This window comes from Bradyrhizobium sp. USDA 4516 (assembly GCF_054055915.1).
The window spans coordinates 6,647,070-6,663,929 of the sequence record NZ_JBSRXT010000001.1 but is presented as its reverse complement, the minus strand read 5'-3'; the positions used below and the strand labels follow the sequence as shown (position 1 = coordinate 6,663,929).

The 16,860-nt window shown below is 63.0% G+C and carries 15 protein-coding genes and 1 pseudogene; 5 read left to right on the top strand and 11 right to left on the bottom strand.

Annotated elements, in window-relative coordinates:
• Positions 1-8: 8 nt before the first annotated feature.
• Genes ACVI1L_RS30305 through ACVI1L_RS30295 form a run of 3 tightly spaced genes read right to left on the bottom strand, consistent with a single transcriptional unit; the run spans position 9 to position 4,137 of the window.
• On the bottom strand, positions 9-2,246 hold the full coding sequence (locus ACVI1L_RS30305; protein ID WP_057017209.1) for an acyl-CoA dehydrogenase: 2,238 nt from the start codon (positions 2,244-2,246) through the stop codon (positions 9-11).
• A gap of 13 nt (positions 2,247-2,259) precedes the next feature.
• Complete coding sequence (locus ACVI1L_RS30300) at positions 2,260-3,069, bottom strand: enoyl-CoA hydratase/isomerase family protein (RefSeq protein WP_225648237.1); 810 nt, start codon at positions 3,067-3,069, stop codon at positions 2,260-2,262.
• Between the two features lie 57 nt (positions 3,070-3,126).
• The gene (locus tag ACVI1L_RS30295; RefSeq protein ID WP_156436202.1) at positions 3,127-4,137 is read right to left on the bottom strand and encodes a FadR/GntR family transcriptional regulator; all 1,011 of its coding nucleotides are present in this window, start codon (positions 4,135-4,137) and stop codon (positions 3,127-3,129) included.
• Between ACVI1L_RS30295 and ACVI1L_RS30290 the strand changes: the two genes are divergently transcribed.
• The 4 genes from ACVI1L_RS30290 (at position 4,075) to ACVI1L_RS30275 (ending at position 9,324) form a co-directional block, all read left to right on the top strand.
• A complete protein-coding gene (locus ACVI1L_RS30290) occupies positions 4,075-5,214 on the top strand; it encodes an acyl-CoA dehydrogenase family protein (RefSeq protein WP_057017207.1) in 1,140 nt (379 codons plus the stop codon). The genes ACVI1L_RS30295 and ACVI1L_RS30290 overlap by 63 nt on opposite strands.
• 71 nt (positions 5,215-5,285) lie before the next feature.
• Positions 5,286-6,470 carry an ABC transporter substrate-binding protein gene (locus tag ACVI1L_RS30285; RefSeq protein WP_456785628.1) on the top strand — a complete coding sequence of 395 codons (1,185 nt, stop codon included), beginning with the start codon at positions 5,286-5,288 and terminating at the stop codon, positions 6,468-6,470.
• A gap of 232 nt (positions 6,471-6,702) precedes the next feature.
• Positions 6,703-8,493, top strand: a complete 1,791-nt coding sequence (locus ACVI1L_RS30280) for a thiamine pyrophosphate-requiring protein (RefSeq protein WP_057017206.1) — start codon at positions 6,703-6,705, stop codon at positions 8,491-8,493.
• A 12-nt stretch (positions 8,494-8,505) separates the two neighbouring features.
• Entirely contained in the window at positions 8,506-9,324 is an 819-nt protein-coding gene (locus ACVI1L_RS30275) for an SCO family protein (protein ID WP_456784557.1), read from the top strand.
• 168 nt (positions 9,325-9,492) lie between these two features.
• On the opposite strand, the gene ACVI1L_RS30270 is transcribed toward ACVI1L_RS30275, so the two are convergent.
• Positions 9,493-9,711, bottom strand: a complete 219-nt coding sequence (locus tag ACVI1L_RS30270) for a DUF3606 domain-containing protein (RefSeq protein ID WP_082653783.1) — start codon at positions 9,709-9,711, stop codon at positions 9,493-9,495.
• Positions 9,712-9,907: 196 nt separating this feature from the next.
• Here ACVI1L_RS30270 and ACVI1L_RS30265 point away from each other — a divergent pair, with 196 nt between their 5' ends.
• A complete protein-coding gene (locus ACVI1L_RS30265) occupies positions 9,908-10,273 on the top strand; it encodes a PRC-barrel domain-containing protein (protein ID WP_057017204.1) in 366 nt (121 codons plus the stop codon).
• A gap of 356 nt (positions 10,274-10,629) precedes the next feature.
• Here ACVI1L_RS30265 and ACVI1L_RS30260 read toward each other — a convergent pair.
• The 7 genes and pseudogenes from ACVI1L_RS30260 to ACVI1L_RS30230 all read right to left on the bottom strand — a co-directional run.
• A pseudogene (locus ACVI1L_RS30260) lies at positions 10,630-10,878 on the bottom strand (HEAT repeat domain-containing protein); the annotation flags it as partial.
• Positions 10,879-11,122: 244 nt separating this feature from the next.
• On the bottom strand, positions 11,123-12,073 hold the full coding sequence (locus ACVI1L_RS30255; RefSeq protein WP_456784556.1) for a sensor histidine kinase: 951 nt from the start codon (positions 12,071-12,073) through the stop codon (positions 11,123-11,125).
• A gap of 673 nt (positions 12,074-12,746) precedes the next feature.
• Positions 12,747-13,133, bottom strand: coding sequence for a response regulator (locus ACVI1L_RS30250; RefSeq protein WP_076826395.1), 387 nt, complete (start codon positions 13,131-13,133; stop codon positions 12,747-12,749).
• Positions 13,134-13,212: 79 nt separating this feature from the next.
• A complete protein-coding gene (locus ACVI1L_RS30245; RefSeq protein ID WP_057017299.1) occupies positions 13,213-13,575 on the bottom strand; it encodes a PRC-barrel domain-containing protein in 363 nt (120 codons plus the stop codon).
• A gap of 329 nt (positions 13,576-13,904) precedes the next feature.
• On the bottom strand, positions 13,905-14,234 hold the full coding sequence (locus ACVI1L_RS30240; RefSeq protein WP_430641130.1) for a hypothetical protein: 330 nt from the start codon (positions 14,232-14,234) through the stop codon (positions 13,905-13,907).
• Positions 14,235-14,270: 36 nt separating this feature from the next.
• Positions 14,271-14,471 carry a hypothetical protein gene (locus ACVI1L_RS30235; protein WP_057017201.1) on the bottom strand — a complete coding sequence of 67 codons (201 nt, stop codon included), beginning with the start codon at positions 14,469-14,471 and terminating at the stop codon, positions 14,271-14,273.
• An 892-nt stretch (positions 14,472-15,363) separates the two neighbouring features.
• Positions 15,364-16,791 carry a TAXI family TRAP transporter solute-binding subunit gene (locus ACVI1L_RS30230; protein ID WP_057017200.1) on the bottom strand — a complete coding sequence of 476 codons (1,428 nt, stop codon included), beginning with the start codon at positions 16,789-16,791 and terminating at the stop codon, positions 15,364-15,366.
• Between the last annotated feature and the right edge of the window lie 69 nt (positions 16,792-16,860).

The following is a 16,860-nucleotide window of genomic DNA, read 5'->3' as shown; positions in this document are numbered from 1 at the left end:
GATCTCTCCTATCTCGGCAGCCCGAGCGCGCGTTGCGCGATCAGACTGCGCTGAATCTCGTTGGTCCCGATGCTGATGACCCACATCAGCGAATGCCGCAGGTTTTGCTCGAAGCGACCGTTGTCGATCGCGCCCGGCATCTGCTCGGACAGCGCGGCACGCATGCCAAGGATGTCGAGCGCAGCCTCGCCGAATCGCTCCATCAGCTCGCCGGAGAACACCTTGCTGATCGCGCCATATTCCGGCGGCGTCACGCCGTCGGCGGCAAGCTCGGCGCAATGCATCATCAAGAGACGGCCGATCTCGATCTCTGACGCCAAGGTCACCATCCTGTCGCGGATGATTGGATCATCGGCGAGAGACCGATCACCTTGCTTCGCCATCACGTGCGAACGCAGTTGCTCGAAGGCGTGCGCGACCTTCAGGACGATCCCGCCACCAACCAGCCCGCGCTCGAAGGCCAGCGCGCCGGTCAACACTTTCCAACCGCCATTGACCTCGCCGACCAGGTTCTCCGAGGGGATGCGGACGTTGTCGTAAAAGATGTTGGCAAACGAGCCATCATACATGGTTGCTGATGGACTGATCGTGATGCCCGGCGCATCCATCGGCACGATGAACATGCTGATGCCCGCGTGCGGCGGCTTCGCGTCCTTGTCGGTCCGCGCGGCGAGGAACATGTATTTGCCCCACCAGGTGGTGGTCCAGATCTTCTGGCCGTTGATCACCCAGTGATCGCCGTCCCTGGCCGCACTGGTGCGCAGCGCCGCAAGGTCCGACCCTGCCTGCGGCTCGCTGTAGCCCATGCCATGCATCGCTTCGCCACGCAGGATTTCCGGAAGGTATTTCTGCTGCTGCGCTGCCGTGCCGAACATCATCAGCGCATTGGCCTGGATCGCCGCGCCGATCCGCGGCGCCTCGCCCCGCTCCATCGTCTCCATGAAGGCGATCTGCTCCAGCGGCGAGCGCGCCTGGCCGCCGAATTGCTCTGGCCATCCGAGCCCGATCCATCCGGTCTCACCGATGTCGCGGGCGAAGCCGGCATCGAACTCACGCTTGGCGAAGGGCCTTCCGTCGAATGCTTGCTTCGTATCTCCAGTCCAGTGTTGCTCGAGCCAGAGCCGGATCTGCTCGCGAAACGCATTTCCAGCGGCCCCGAGGTCATATTGCGGCAGCCCGACGCCGCCCGCATCCAGCAGGCGCGCTGCCAGCCTGCTCTTGGCATCCGAGGCGCCGCCAAGCGCGATCGTATCGAGATGCACGCGCTTGAAGTGGATTGGCGCCTCGTGCTCTTCGGCATAACCGATCGCACCGAACGTATGCTGGACCTCCAGCGACACCTGCCGTAGCGCATGACCGGAGAACGCCGATGCGCAATCGGCGAAGTAGCGCCAGCCGCCCTCGCCGCCGTCATGCAGTCTGGCGGCATGGTCGAGGATCAACCTGACGCCTTCGAGCGCAATCAGGCAGTCGGCCAGCTTGTGCTGGATGGCCTGGAACCTACCGATCGGCTGCCCGAACTGGTGCCGTTCCTTGGCGTAGTCCACGGCGAGCTCAAAGGCACGCCGCGCCGCGCCATAGGCACGCGCGGTCAACATCGCTCTGCCCTTGATGCGGAGATGGTCGAGATCGACTGTATCTATGGGAATGCGCGTGAGCGGCGCTTCGTTCAGCCGGACCTCGTAGAGTCCCCACGCTCCCATCGCGCGGGTTGCGACGCACTCGACACCGGGACCGTCAAGATTGATCAGCCCAAGCTGGGCCTGGTCAAGAACGACCAGAAGGTGCGTCGCGCCTCCGGCAGCCTCGACAAAACGAAGCACGCCCTTTGCCTTGAGGTCCGTGACCTCAACCGCTCCTGTGCCGGCGTCCGGATCCAGCGCACCAAATGAGAAGGCGACGGTCGCCTCCCCGGACTGCAGCCGCTCCAGCAGATCCACCGCGACGTCGACCTGCGATCCGGAGATCGCAAGATTGGCGAGCGCCGCAGACCACATCGGCGCCGTGCAGCCGGCCCGGCCGAGTTCCGCCATGACGACGAGGATTTCGGCGAGCCCGCCTTCGCTGCTCTCCGCACCAAGCGCGGCGACGCCCTGCCCAACGAGCTTGCGCCAGATCGCCGACACCTCGTCCGGCGAGGACGATGCGGCTAAACCGAGTGGAAGCCAATGCTCGTCCAGGAAACCGCGCAAGGAATCGCGCAGCATTCCTGCGACATCGTCATTCGAGGCTTCGATCGCCGCCATGGTGAGGCCCGCGCTATGCTTGGCCGAATCTGGGCTTCCGCTTCTCCTTGAACGACATAGTCGCTTCCTTGTGGTCGGCAGTCTCGAACGTCACCTGCTCCAGCGCCATCGACGCCTCCAGCAGCATGTTGACGCGCTCCTTGACGATCTGGTTGATCGACAGCTTGGTCCAGCGAATGGCCCAGGTCGGACCGTTGGCGAGCTCGACCGCGATCGCGCGGGCCTTGGCCAACACCTCCGCGCGCGGCGCGACATGATTGACCAGCCCGATCCGCTCCGCCTCATTTCCCTTCAGGAGCGTGCCGCGGATCAGGAATTCCTTGGCCTTGTTGATGCCGACCAGCAGCGGCCAGATCACTGTGCCGCCGTCGCCGGCGACGAGGCCGACACGCGAGACGTGGGTGTCGCCGATCCGCGCGTCTTCCGCCATCACCGTGATGTCGCAAAGCAGCGCATGGGTCGCCGCAAGGCCGATGGCATCGCCATTGATCGCCGCGATGATGGGCTTGTCGAGCTCGAGCTGGCGGGTGACTCCGCGGCGGCTGATCATGGGATCGTGTACCTCGCCCTCTTCGAGCACGTCGCCGCCGGGCCGCTCGGACATCGCCTTGACGTCGCCACCGACGCTGAAGAAGTCGCCCGCCCCGGTCAGCACCACGGCATTAACGGCGTGATCGTCGGCGAGGTCGTCCCAGATCGTGCGCAACTCGCGGATCAGCTTCTGATTGATGGCATTGCGCGCCTGCGGGCGGTTCAAGGTCACGGTCGCGACCTTGTCCGCGACCTCGACCGTCAGGCATTCATATTTGGCGTAATTGGACACGTTTGCCTCCATTGTTTCGCTGTTTGAGTTGTTGATTATTGGCAACGCAGGCGCGCGCTAGCGGCGCATTCCGGGCTGCACATCCGCCAATGCGACGTGAAGCGACATGGCGCCCGGATCCTGCTCGAGCATGCGCTGCACGGATTCCAGATGCGATCGCAGCAATCGGCTTGCCAGATCGACGTTCCGTTCGCTGAGGGCCGCCAGGAACTGCCGCCGCTTCTCGGCCAGCCGCGCCATCGCGACCCCGCTGGAAGCGACCTTGGCATAGACGAAGCGCATGTGGATCTCGGTGACCGAGTCCACGATCATCGCAATCACCTTGTTGCCGGTCGAGGCCGCCAGCAGCTTGTAGAACTCGCGCGAACATTCGACCCGGTCGAGCAGCCGCCCCTCCTTGGTCGCAAGCTCCGTCCGCTCGATATTGGCTTCCAATGCATCGAGATCGGCCCGGCGGGCATTGGCACAAGCCAACTGCACCACGAGGTCGAGGACGTGGACCCGCGCCTCCGACAATTCCCGTACCGAAATCGTCCCGAGGCTCAGCATGTCGCGCATGACCTCGTTCATGCGGCGGGTGTCGCCCTGCTGGATGAAGGCGCCGCCCTTGACGCCCTTCTGCAGCCGGAGCACGCCGGCCATTTCGAGGCTGCGCAATGCTTCCCGCAGCACATTCCGACTGACGCCGAGCTGCTGAGCCAGTTCGCGCTCGGCCGGCAGCTTGTCGCCGGGCTTCAGCACGCCGAGCGCGAGTTGCTCGCGAATGCGCTCGCAGATCTCCTCGAACGTCCGCCTGGTGTGAATCGGCTTGAATGTCGGCGCGGACGGCGAGCCGGCCGCACGATGATCGGTGGCCCGCTCCCGGCGGCTCGGCGAGGCGGCACGGGAGCGCCGCGGCGCGCGAGGGCTTGACTTGATGCTCATGCGGTGAATTATTAAATGGATCACCCATTCAATGGAAGCCCTTTTTTGCTTCCGGCAAAAGAAAACGAAACGGGAGTTCGCATGAGTTTTTCCGAGGAGCAGGTCGCGTTCCGTGACAACGTGCGCAGAATGGTCGCCAGGCACGTGGCGCCGATCGCCGCCGAGATCGACGAAACCGACCGCTTCCCGCTCGAACTGGTCAAGCTGTTCGGCGAGATGGGACTGATGCAGCTCTGGGTGCCGGAGCGCTATGGCGGCCCGAATGGCAACCTGACCATGGCCTGCATCGCGCGCGAGGAGATCTCCAAGGTCTCCCCTGCCTGTGCGTCGATCGCCGCGCTCAACACCATGTTCATCATGCCGCTGCTGCATTTCGGCTCTGAGGAGCAGCGCAAGAAGTATCTGCCGATCATCGCCGAGGGTGGCGTGGTCACGGCAATCGCGATCTCGGAGCCGCAGGCCGGCTCCGACGTCGCCGCGCTCAACACCCGCGCCCGCAAGGACGGCGATAGTTATGTCCTGAACGGCCGCAAGCAGTGGTGCAGCTATGGTGTCGCGGCCGACTACATCGTGGTCATGGCGCGAACCAGTGACGGCGCCGGTGCGGACGGCATCAGCGCCTTCATCGTCGAGCCGAAGAGAATGCCGGGCATCACGTTCGGCCGCCACGAGCGCAAGATGGGCTTTCGCGGCGCGCCCAACACGCCGATCTTCTTCGACAATGTCCGCGTTCCCGCCGAAAACCTCGTCGGTGAGGAAGGCAAGGGCTTTCGCGCGTCGATGCGCGCGCTCGACCTCAACCGGCCGACCATCGGCGCGCAATCCGTCGGCCTCGCACAAGGCGCACTGGATGCCTGCGTCGCCTACGCCAAGGAGCGCAAGCAATTCAAGAAACCGATCGCCGAGTTCCAGGGCGTGCAGTTCATGCTCGCCGACATGGCCATGCAGATCGAGGCGGCCCGCGCGCTGGTCTACGAATGTGCCCGCGCCGGCGATGCCGGCGACTGGAAGCGGCTCAACGTGCTTGCCAGCATGGCCAAATGCGTCGGCAGCGACATGGCGATGAAGGTGACGACCGACGCGGTGCAGATCTTCGGCGGCTACGGCTACACGATGGACTATCCGGTCGAACGCATGATGCGCGATGCCAAGCTGACCCAGATTTTTGAAGGCACCAACCAGATCCAGCGCGTGGTGATCGCCCGCGAGCTGCTGCGCTAGCGCGGATCGATTTCAAGAAGAAGCAATTGCAGGGAGGAACGAACTTGAACCACATCATCAACCGGGCGCTGATGGCCGGCGCGGTGTCAGCACTGCTGGCGGTACCTGCCTATGCTCAGAAAGCCTACGGTCCCGGTGCCAGCGATACCGAGATCAAGCTCGGCCAATCGACGCCGCTGAGTGGTCCCGCATCCGCGTTCGGCGCGGGCGCCGGGCGGGCGGTGGTCGGCTACTTCGAGATGCTGAATGCCAAAGGCGGCATCAACGGCCGCAAGGTCAACTTCACGCAGCTCGACAATGCCTACAGCGCGCCGAAGGCGGTCGAACAATCGCGCAAGCTGATCGAGGACGTCGGCATATTGGCCGAGGTCGGCACGATCGGCACCGCGCCCAACGTCGCGATCCAGACATACCTGAACGCCAAGCAGGTGCCGCAGCTGTTCATCACCGCCGGCGGACGCCGCTTCAACGATCCCAAGGCCTTTCCCTGGACGATCCCGCTCTATCCGGACTTCGAAACCGAAGGCCGCGTCGTCGCCAAATACATCCTCACCGTAAAGCCGGACGCCAGAATCGGCGTGCTTTATCAGAATGACGACTATGGCAAGGACTACCTGAAGGGCCTCCGCGCCGGCCTCGGTCCGAAGGCCGAGCTGATCGTCGCCCAGGCCTCCTACGAGCTCGCCGATCCGACGATCGACTCGCAGATCGTGCAGCTGAAGGCCGCCGGCGTCGACACCCTGATCGAGCAGTCGTCGTCGAAGGCCGCCGCGCAATCGATCCGCAAGGTTTACGAGCTCGGCTGGAAACCCCTGCACGTGATCGGGGGCTCGACCGCATCGGTCGAAACTATCCTGAAGCCCGCGGGCCTCGAAGCATCGAAAGGGCTGGTTACAACGCAATTCCTCAAGCAACCGGGCGACCCGGCGTGGGCCAACGATGAGGAGGTCAAGGCCTACAAGCAGTTCTTGAAGGCATACGCACCTTCAGCCAACCCGGACGACTATTCTGTGCTCGTGGCCTATATGAACGTGCACGCCGTGGAGTTAGCGTTGCGCAAATGCGGCGACGACCTGACCCGCGAGAACCTCATGAAGCAGGCTACCTCGCTGAATGGCGAACGATTGCCGATGATGCTCCCAGGCGTCGCGATCGGCACCCGGCCCGGAGACTACACACCCTTCAGAGCTCTGCGGATTGCGACATTTGATGGAGAAAGCTGGTCCTTGACCGGCGCTCCTCTATCGGCCGACTAGACCAGACTAGACTGCGGGCGGAGAGCCACCAAGGCTCTCGCTAAGCTCGGGTAGGTCTGCTCGAACAAGCAGCTGCGTCCCATCATGTAGCGGCGGATCGTCACACGTTCGGTGACCATTGCGCCTGCCTATCTCTTCTCCGATGCCACCTCCTACTTGAGGGACGGTCGCTTTGGAACGGCTGCCAATCCCCGCCGTTCACCGCTCACATTCAACTTTCGGGATATGCACGATGTCCAAGACCGTTGGCGATTTCGTAGTGCAGCGCCTCCAGGATTGGGACGTGCGGCATCTCTTCGGTTATCCCGGCGATGGCATCAATGGCGTGTTCGGTGCGCTCAATCGCGCCGAAGGCAAGGTCGATTTCATCCAGGCGCGCCACGAGGAGATGGCGGCGTTCATGGCGTGTGCCTATGCCAAATTTTCCGGCCGCCTCGGCGTCTGCATCGCGACGTCGGGCCCCGGTGCCTCACACCTGATCACTGGTCTGTATGATGCCCTCCTCGACCATCAGCCGGTGCTCGCCATCGTGGGCCAGCAGGCGCGGAACGCGCTGGGCGGGCAGTATCAGCAGGAGCTCGACCTGGTCTCGATGTTCAAGGACGTCGCCAGCGCGTATGTCGCGCAGGCTTCCTCGCCCGCTCAGGTCCGTCATCTGATCGACCGCGCCGCGCGCATTGCGCTCGCCCGGCGCACCGTGACCGCGCTGATCCTGCCGAATGATCTGCAGGAAGAGGATTACGAGGATCCGCCGCGCGCACACGGCACGCTGCGGTCCGGCGTCGGATACACTCCGCCGAGGATCGTTCCGGCAGAGGCCGACCTCGATCGCGCCGCCGACATTCTCAACGCCGGCAAGAAGGTCGCCATGCTCGTCGGCGCCGGCGCGCTTGGCGCGACCAACGAGGTCACCTCTGTCGCCGACCGGCTGTCGGCCGGATGCGCCAAGGCGTTGCTCGGCAAGGCCGTGGTGCCCGACGACCTGCCATGGGTGACGGGCTCGATCGGCTTGCTCGGCACCGAGCCGAGCTACGACCTGATGATGGAGTGCGACACGCTCTTGATGATCGGCTCGGCGTTTCCCTATTCCGAGTTCCTGCCCAAGGAGGGCCAGGCCCGCGGCGTCCAGGTCGACATCGACGCCGGCATGCTCTCGATCCGCTTTCCGATGGAGATGGGCCTCGTGGGCGACGCCGGGGAGACGCTGCGCGCGCTGCTTCCGCGCCTGAAGCAGAAGAGCGACGGCAGCTGGCGAAAGACGATCGAGCACAACGTCCGGACCTGGTGGAAGACATTGCAGGATCGCGCGCACCAGCCGGCCAAGCCGGTCAATCCTCAGCGCGTGACATGGGAGCTGTCGCCGCGTATTCCCGATCGCGCGATCATCACGAGCGATTCCGGCTCCTGCGCCAACTGGTTTGCCCGTGATCTGAAGATGCGTCCCGGCCTTATCGCCTCGCTGTCAGGCGGCCTGGCATCGATGGGCGCGGCAGTTCCCTACGCAATCGCCGCCAAATATGCAGCGCCCGATCGTCCCGTCATTGCGCTGGTTGGCGACGGCGCCATGCAGATGAACAACATGGCCGAGCTTATCACGGTCGCCAAATACTGGCGCGACTGGAGCGATCACCGCTGGATCGTCTGCGTATTCAACAATGAAGACCTCAACCAGGTGACATGGGAACAGCGCATCATCAATGCCGATCCCAAGTTCGAGGCATCGCAACGCATCCCCAACGTTTCCTATTCGCGTTTCGCCGACCTGATCGGGCTGCGGGGGATTTATGTCGACGACCCCGCACAGCTCGGCTCGGCCTGGGATCAGGCGCTCGCGAGCGACATCCCCGTGGTGCTGGAAGTCAAGACCGATCCGGAAGTGCCCCCGCTACCGCCGCATATCACGCTCGAGCAAGCCAAGAACTTCTCGATCGCGCTCGCCAAGGGCGACCCGAACGAAGTCGGCGTCATCCGCGGCGCAGCGCGCCAGCTGCTCGAGACCGTGTTGCCCGGCAAGGAGAAGTGAAGGCCAGAAGCGATGCATCGCCAGATGATGCTTGCCGTCTATTTGGTCTGCGCAGGGCTGGCGCCGGCGCGCGCCGAGTTGACCAAGTCCGATGTCGCCGGAGTCGAGGCATCGCCCCGGCTCGGCGCCGTGCTACCGCTGAGCGTCCGCCTGCGCGACGAAAACGGCGTCGCACGGCCGATCCGGGAATGGCTCACCGGCGAGCCTGGCGTGTGGGTCCTCGCAGATTTTACCTGCGATACGTTGTGCGGCCCGGTAGTCAGCACCGTCTCCGATGCGCTCCGGCAGTCCGGCCTGCGTCCCGGTCAGGACTTCGATCTGCACGTCGTGAGCTTCGACCCGCAGGATACCCCGGAGAACGCGAAGGATATGAAGCAGGCGCAAGTCGGCCTCGAAGCGCTGGGCGACGCCACCCACGTCTCGCGCGGCGATGCCGGCGATATCGCGGCACTGACACGAGCATTCGGATTTGAAGCGGTCTACGACCGCGACCACGGCCGCTACGCGCATCCCGCGGCCGCGTTTGTCGTGACGGCAGACGGTCGCATTGCGCGCGTCCTGCCCGGTCTCGGGCTCCATCCCGCCAGTCTGCGCCTCGCGTTGGTCGAAGCCGGTCAAGGCCGCAAGCACGGGGGTCCGCACGACCGCCACACTCGGAGATCCGGCACCTTTGAAGAAGCAAAGGCCCAGCGCCCCGGGGAGAGCACTGAGGCCGATCATTGTCTCACTCGCCACGATCGCCGACGTCAGATAGGCGACAGACTGCGACCAGCCCGCGGCGATTCCGCTTCCGAACGAGCGCGCTTTCGGGATCGAATTAGCACCAGTTGATTGCTGCCGACCAGGCCCTAACTCCGACCGGCACCGCAACTCGGCCGACGATCGACGCGCTTGCGGCCGGGGCCGCTCCAAACTGATCGATGTGCCCCGGGTCTTCGGGGGCAAGAGCCGGGGCACCTTCATTCGTCCAATGCCGCTCTGCCGAGGAGCGACGCATTGCTAACGACGCTTCGAAGGTGCCGTTCCTAACGACTTTTTCATCGCCGACCCGAGCCGGCGCTCAACTCTCTTGCGGCTATTGCCCACCTTCTTGACGGACTTCTTCACCGACGCTGCCGAAGTCCGGGTTTTCTTCGCCTCATAGCTCACCTTTAATCCTACCCGCGCGGCGACGCGCGCACCTTCGCCTCCAGTGTACAGGTTTGTACATACTTCCAAATCAAACCGCCGGCGCTCAGGTGAATAGGATGAGGTACCTTTCCGCCACTCGATGTTTTGAGACGGCCGCTGACCGGTGCGCCTAGCTCAAATTTGGTGAAAGCATTGGCGAGCCAAAGGTCTCTTAGGAACGACCACAACTGCCCAGGGTTGGGCTCCATTATCCAGGGTTGGGCTCCATCATGAGGAGGATCGCATGGCTTACGAAGAACGGGAGACTGGAAACCTGATCGGCAGCGATAAGGTCGAAGGGACCGCCGTTTATGGTGCCGACAATGAACGCATTGGTTCGATCGAACGGGTGATGATCGACAAGATTGGTGGCAAGGTCTCCTACGCAGTGCTGGGATTCGGCGGCTTCCTCGGCATCGGAGACGATCATTATCCCCTTCCGTGGCAGTCGCTCAAATACGACACCAACCTCGGCGGCTACGTTACGGGACTTAACGACAGCCAGTTGCGCGGAGCGCCAAGGTACAGCAACGAGAGCAGTTGGAACTGGTCAGACCCCTCGGTCGCCCGATCGGTCGACGACTACTACGGCCGCATTCCAGCTCCGTGAGCCCGACAACCAACGATCGCCCGACGTGTCCGGTGTGCAAGCACCAAATGGCTCTAGCGCGCGTCTCGGCCGGCAAGCGTGGATTCGAGGAGCGCATGTTCGAGTGCGCCACCTGTGGGCGGGACCGTAAAGGTCTCAGTTGCCGTTGATCCCACGGAGACGGATCGGGTTGGTTGGCTCGCCCGTTCGCTGGAGCCCCCGAGTTGAGGAGCTGGCCGCGCAGCTTCTCTTCAAGGCCGCGACCCACGGCACGCAAGCAAATACTCTGGCCCCTAGCCGACGTACGAACGCTGTTCCACCCACTGCCTCAACCGATTGAGCGCAGTTGCTCTCATTCGCAGAATTCGGGTACAAACCTACGAATTCGCCTTTGCCTTCTTCGCCACGATCTGTTGCAGGGCCCAGCGCGCGTTCTTTCTGACATCTGGATCCGAGTCATCGGCAATGACCGCCAGGAACACTTCGCCATCCGGATGAGCGATCTCGCCCAACGCGGCGGCGGCGGCGACCAACCCACCATTGACATTGAGCCCCAGCGTCTCGGCCGCCATCTCGCGCACCATCCAGTCGTCGTCCTTGAGCGCACGCATGATCGTTTCCGCCGCCGAGAAGCGTTAGTGCTGTCTCGATCTGGGCGATCAGCGCCTCGATTTCCTCCCGCTCGTTCGGTCCGGGATCACGCTGTAGTCGCTGCAGGAGCGCCTGCTTCCGTGCAAGAAGCTTTGCGACGGTCGACATTGGGCCCTCCTCCGTTGCCAGGCAAGCAGGTGCAAGAAGGACTTGGTGCACCGGCTCCTGACGCAATGCCAATTCCCCTTCAGATGGACCTGTCCCTAGCGATAAGGAATGCTAACGCGGATGCGCCCGCACCTGGACGCGCAGACCCGGGTCCAGCCGTTCGTATGTGATTTCGCCCTCGAGCTGCTGAGTGAGCAGGTGCACGATGCGGGAGCCCAGTCCGCCCGGCTCTGCTCCCTCCCGCAGGCCAATGCCATTATCGGACGCCGACAGCTCGATGCCGTCTCCTTTCGACAAAGAAACAACGACGTTTCCTGGCCTGTCGCCAGGAAAAGCATACTTCAGCGAGTTCGTGACCAATTCGTTCGTGATCATGCCGATCGCAAGCGCGTGGTTGTTCGGCAGGAGAATGTCCTCGCAGACCACCTGGAAGGCAACCGGCCCAGATGGAGCCAAGGACTGGAAGACCTTCTCAACCACGTCATTTAGGAAGTAGCGCATGTTGACCGAGCGCGAGTCCTCCTTGAGCGCAAGATGGTCGTAGACCTCCGCCATCACTTGCACCCTGCGGGCGGTGGCTTCCAGCGCAGCCGCGACCTCCGGCCCGCCGTGCCTTGCCTCCAGCCGGATTATGCCGCCAAGGATTGCGAGATTGTTTTTCGTCCGGTGCGCCATCTCCTGCAGCAGCAAGGTCTTGGTCTTGTCCGCCTGCATGACGCGTCGGAGTTCCGCGCGCGGAAATTCGGCGACGATGGCTGTCCCGGCGGCGGTGATCGCGAACAGTGCATTCGTCGCGAGGAAATCGATGCCGAAGCCACCTGCGTAGCTGAGGTAGGCGCCCACGCCGATAGCGATGAAGGCCGCGAATATTCCAGAGCCGCGATCGAAGATCAGGCCCGAGAGAAAAACGCCGGGCAAAAGCAGGAAATATCCAGGCGCCCCGGTCTGAGTCTGCAGCGCCGTCTGCAGCACGGCGCACACCACCATGATGCAGGCGGAGATGCCGTACCGGACCGGGCTTGGAAGCCGGTGCTCCAGAACCAGGGGGTAAAGCCTGTTCATTGGATCCCAACCGCGGGCTTGCCGTTCAGTTGCTCATGCACAGTGTTCCCACCGTCGCTGCATCATCGCAAGCCGAATCGGACCTTGCGGATCTTCAGACTTTCTGGCTGTTCAGGCCTTAGATGTCTCGCTGCCGCCTCGCGGGCCAATCGTTCCGCCTTCAGGCACTCCCGGTTCGCATGGAACGCCTGCTGGGCGCGTTCATACTCGACACCGCCACTTTGGCATCCGCGTCACTAAAGACCTTTCGAGCTTCTCCTTCGGTCGGGGTCGGTATTCTCCGCTCCGATATGCGATTGCTCATTGCTCATTGCCCCTCCTCCGAGGGTCCTCGCCCAATAATGTGCATCAGGACCGCCAACGCTGATGGGCAGGCTTTCTCCCGGCGAAGCCTTAGGGGGAGTGCGCCGGGGGGAAGTGACTCGACGCGCGGTAAGCCCGTTCGTTCCATGGGGCCCGTGACACAGGCAGACTTCCCCGGCCTGGCCGTCGGCTTTTCACTGGGGCCTCATTCGCGGCCTTCTTGCCTTGATCGGCATCAGCATTTCCTTCTGCCCGCTTGATGCCTTGCGCGGCTTCTTGGCGAGGTTGGGCCCCGATCGCCAGTGCCCTCACGGCATAGCCACCATCTGCGGGCTCGATCGAAGGATCGGAAGCTCACAATGATCCCGGTTCAACCCGGCGAGAGGCCGGTATCGAGTAGCTGCGAGACGGCCGCAGCCAATTGCGCAGGCGTAAAGGGCTTCTCGATTAGGACGCTGCCATCGACACTCTGCGATTTCCAGTCTGGCGCGCTGGCGCTCGTCATGTAGATGACAGGAAAGCCAGGCGTGATTTCCCTGATCTGCCGCGCCAGCTCCCATCCGCTGATGCCGCTACCCAGGTTGACGTCCGTCAGCAACGCCCGACACCCCTCTCGCCCATCGCGAAAGGTGGATAGGGCCACCTCCCCCGAATGGACCGAGCAAGCCTCGAAACCGCCGTCGCACAAGGCGTCCTCGATGAAGCTGCAGATCAGAGCTTCATCGTCCACGACCAGAACGCGAATTGCAGCACTCACTTTTAAGTCTCCATCGGGACCAAGGCGGAAAGGCGGGTGGGTCTCGCGTAACGGCAGGGTCGTGGCCCCGAGTGCCGCCTCAAGCCACCGGCACACCGTAATAGGCATTCACCGCCCGCGTGGTCGCGGGGTCACTCCAGTTCCAACTGCTCTCATCGGCATATTTGGGAGCGCCGCGGAGCTGGTCGTGGGTGATGCCGGTGACGTAGCCGCCAAGGTTGGTGTCGTATTTCAGTGCCTGCCACGGCAGCGGATAGTGATCATCACCGATGCCGAGCAGACCGCCGAAGCTCAGCACCGCGTAGGATACCTTGCCGCTGATCTTGTCGATCATGACGCGTTCGATGTAGCCGGCCTTTTCGCCGTCGGCCCCGTACACGTTGGTGCCCTCGACCTTGTCACTTCCGATCAAGCTGAACGTCTCGCGATCTTCCATGGCCATGTTGACCTCCTGAAGTTTGTCTTCAGAAGTCAACCGGACGACCATGGCTCCGTTCCTTGGCTGAAGCCTCGGTGCCGTCGTTCTCGCCCTCCGGCAGCATTCGGCCGGGACGCGACCGCAACGCCTACCCCCGGGTCTAGGATTCCTGCCGCAGCGGAACGACGCACGGCGCGCCGCTCCCACCTTGCGATTGTGGGCCGGTGCGCAGCACGGTGATGAAAGTCTTCGAATTCCCCGAAGCGCCGCCAGTACGGCGGCCCGTGGCGGAGTCAGAAAGCCTTCGCCCGCGCCCGCTCCCGGACGGGTCGACGCCGCTGACGCTGTTGGGTCTAGCCCTCGCGGGTTGAGCCAGGAAGCGGAGATCTGGGCGCTGCAGGCGAAGACTCGGCCCGGGGTCCCTCGCTTCGCAGCTCTACGTCGGAAGGCCGGGCGGCTTCCATGAGCTCCAGCCCCGCGCGGCCCTTCTCTGTGATGCGCCAACCGCCGTTCAGGCGCTCCACCAGTCCTTGCGAGAAGATGTCGAGATCCGGCATGCGTGCGGCCAAGCGCTTGGTCCGCTCGCCCCAGTCCCGTCCGCTCGTCGCAAGGATCGCCAGGTCGCGCTTGAGGTCCGGCATGACGGCGAATCCGTCGGGATAGCTCACCAGGATCTTCAGCACCGTGACCTGGAAGTTCAGGCCACCCGCTCCCGCCCGCTATCGCCACATCGTCGGCGCGCCGTGAAGAGCCTCGCGGCCGACCTGCCTCAGCCGCTCGGGCGAGGTGTCGCCATTCGTCGCGGCTTCCAAAATACTTAAAGCTACGTGGGTGCGTGCGCCGGTCTCATAGCGCGACACGTCTTCGCAGACCTCGTCGAGGACGATACGCAGAAGCGCGGTCATTGCCGGATCGAACATGAGGCCCCCAAAGGAAAAAGATTGTAACGCAATCACAATCACATGGGCGCCAAATTCAAAAGTGTTTAGCGCCCCAATATCCAGCCAAGTCTACACTCGAGATCCGGCTCGGCCAGCTCAGAAAGTGGCCGCACCGCAGTGCAGATTGAACCTGCCTTCGGTCAAGCTGTTGCGCGGGCCCCGGCGCCGAGGCATTGCGGACAACCAGCAACCAATGCCTGGTTTTCCCGTTGTCGAGCCGGGAAAGAAACGAGAAAGGAATGATCCGATGAGGAAGTTTGCAATGGTGGGGCGACCGGAGGCGTGATCGCCGGCGCGGTCATCGGAGGGCTTGCTTCCTCGGCGTATGCCTGGGGACCGGGTCCGGGCTGCTATGACTACGGTCCAAGGTACAATGGCGCCGGGTACTAAGGCGGGCCATACGCCCACGACGACGCATACGATGCTCCGTAATCACGTGCCGAGATCTTTGGTTTCGGCGATGACCCACAACACCGCCCTCGGGCCCATTCGCACTTTTGACGATACGGCCGATGTCGTTCGCGCCGATCTCGAGCTGCGCCGTGGAGTGTGCCCTATCCGATGGGTTCTTTGACAAGCAGGTCGATGGGCGAATCGATGATCCCGCAGCGGGCTGGAAAGGCTGTTCGGGTGGCTTCCGGCAACCGCACACCGTTTCATATCGAGGCTATCGACGCGCCACATCCGGGAGCGACGGACGCCACACTATCGAGCCCCCTGGTGGTCCAGTTCCAGCTTCGTCGGACGCGTTGGCCCCCTAATCCGCTGGTGACGCACACGCCCGAGTTCGAGTACTGTCTACTTTTCAAGGTACCGAAAGAAGGCAGCCGCAGAATCATTTTCCCAAGGTGCAGTCTTCTCATACGAGACCTTATCCCCGAGGCGCAAGGCTGTGACTCACTGCCGCGCCTCGAACCGGTTCAAGGGGACCTCGTTGCAACGCAGCTCGCCTTTCGACGATGGCATGGTTCAACAGTTCGAGCACCAGGCCAAAGGCTGCCAGCTCTTCTTCGTCGATGGCGGCATCATCGTAGCTTTCGAGCGTTTCCGCGATGATTGCATCAGCCTCGCGCTGCAGGGCTAGCAGTTCCTGGTTGGTTTCCGCGGTCCGCGCGCTGGAAACCATGGCCAGGAGCCTGTTGCGATGGCTGGTGTTTTCCTCCCTTTCGTCCCGATTCAAATAGCGACGCAACCAGGCGCCGGCCGAACCGATCGCGGAGAGGAGCAGGAGAGCGAACCAGAAGTAGTCGCCGTATCTGTCAAGAAAGCTGCGTTCGTTACCTTCGATGACGGCCGAAGCTCCCCGGTGCACGGGCAGCTCGGCATCTTTCTCGGTGTCAGGCTTGGTAATGTGTGCAGCCCCCGGCACTTGTCTGGCAATCGCCTGACGGACAGCGAATAATTGCCGGAAAAAGGCCGCCACCGTCGCTTCAGACAATGTCTTTCGCGCCACGATCAGATGGCTGACGCTGACCGTCTCAACCTTGTCATCAGGCCAAGCCGGATCGGCATTGAAGACGCCGGGCGGAATTTCCTCGGATTCATACCGCGGGTGCTTCAGGGCGATGGCTTCCGATGTCTCGATCGCGAGAAACTTCGGCGCGCCTCGCACGCGGGTCGTTGCAGCGATGGCGTCGGAGGTGATTTTGCTATCGAGGGGACCGACCGCCATGAATGCATCGAGGGTCGGGTCGCGTGCCAGCTCCTCGATGTGGTCCGTTCCAAAGTGCATAATGGCGACCTTGTCCGCCTGCACGCCGGAGGCGCTAAGGATAACCCGCAGGAAAGCAGCATTCGCCTGGGTCCGCCCGATTACGCCGACACGATGCCCTGCGAGATCGGCGATCTCCTTGATTTTCGGCGCGTGCTTTCTTTTGGAGGCCTTGCCCGCAAGTCCGGAAGGCGCCCACAGCACAACGAAGTTCTTACGCAGCGTGGCGACGGTCTGCGCGTCGGCGGGCATATCCAGGTCGCCGCGACCGACCGCAAGGTCGGCCTTTCCAGCACGAAGCAACGCGAGGGATTCGACCGCCCCGTCGGCTTTGATCGGGGACAGCTTGACAGTTCTGCTTTCGCTGGCGAAGGCATCGGCCATCGCCTCAACTACTTTGTGATCATCGCTTCCGGGAGGTCCAACTGCGATCCGGAGAACTTCCGGCCGCAGCGCATAATACAGTGCGCCCGCTGCGGCGCCAAAGACTAGAAATCCAACGGCCAGGACAAGCAGCAATGAATTGCTCCTTCTCCGCCGTCGGCGGGCAGCGTCATTGGTTTTATCTGTATCGCTTGGCGAGGACATGTGCCGCTGCCAGCCAGAGATCAAAGCGCGTCCTGCTTCCTAGGATATCTGCCGCTAGCGCTTGGTGGA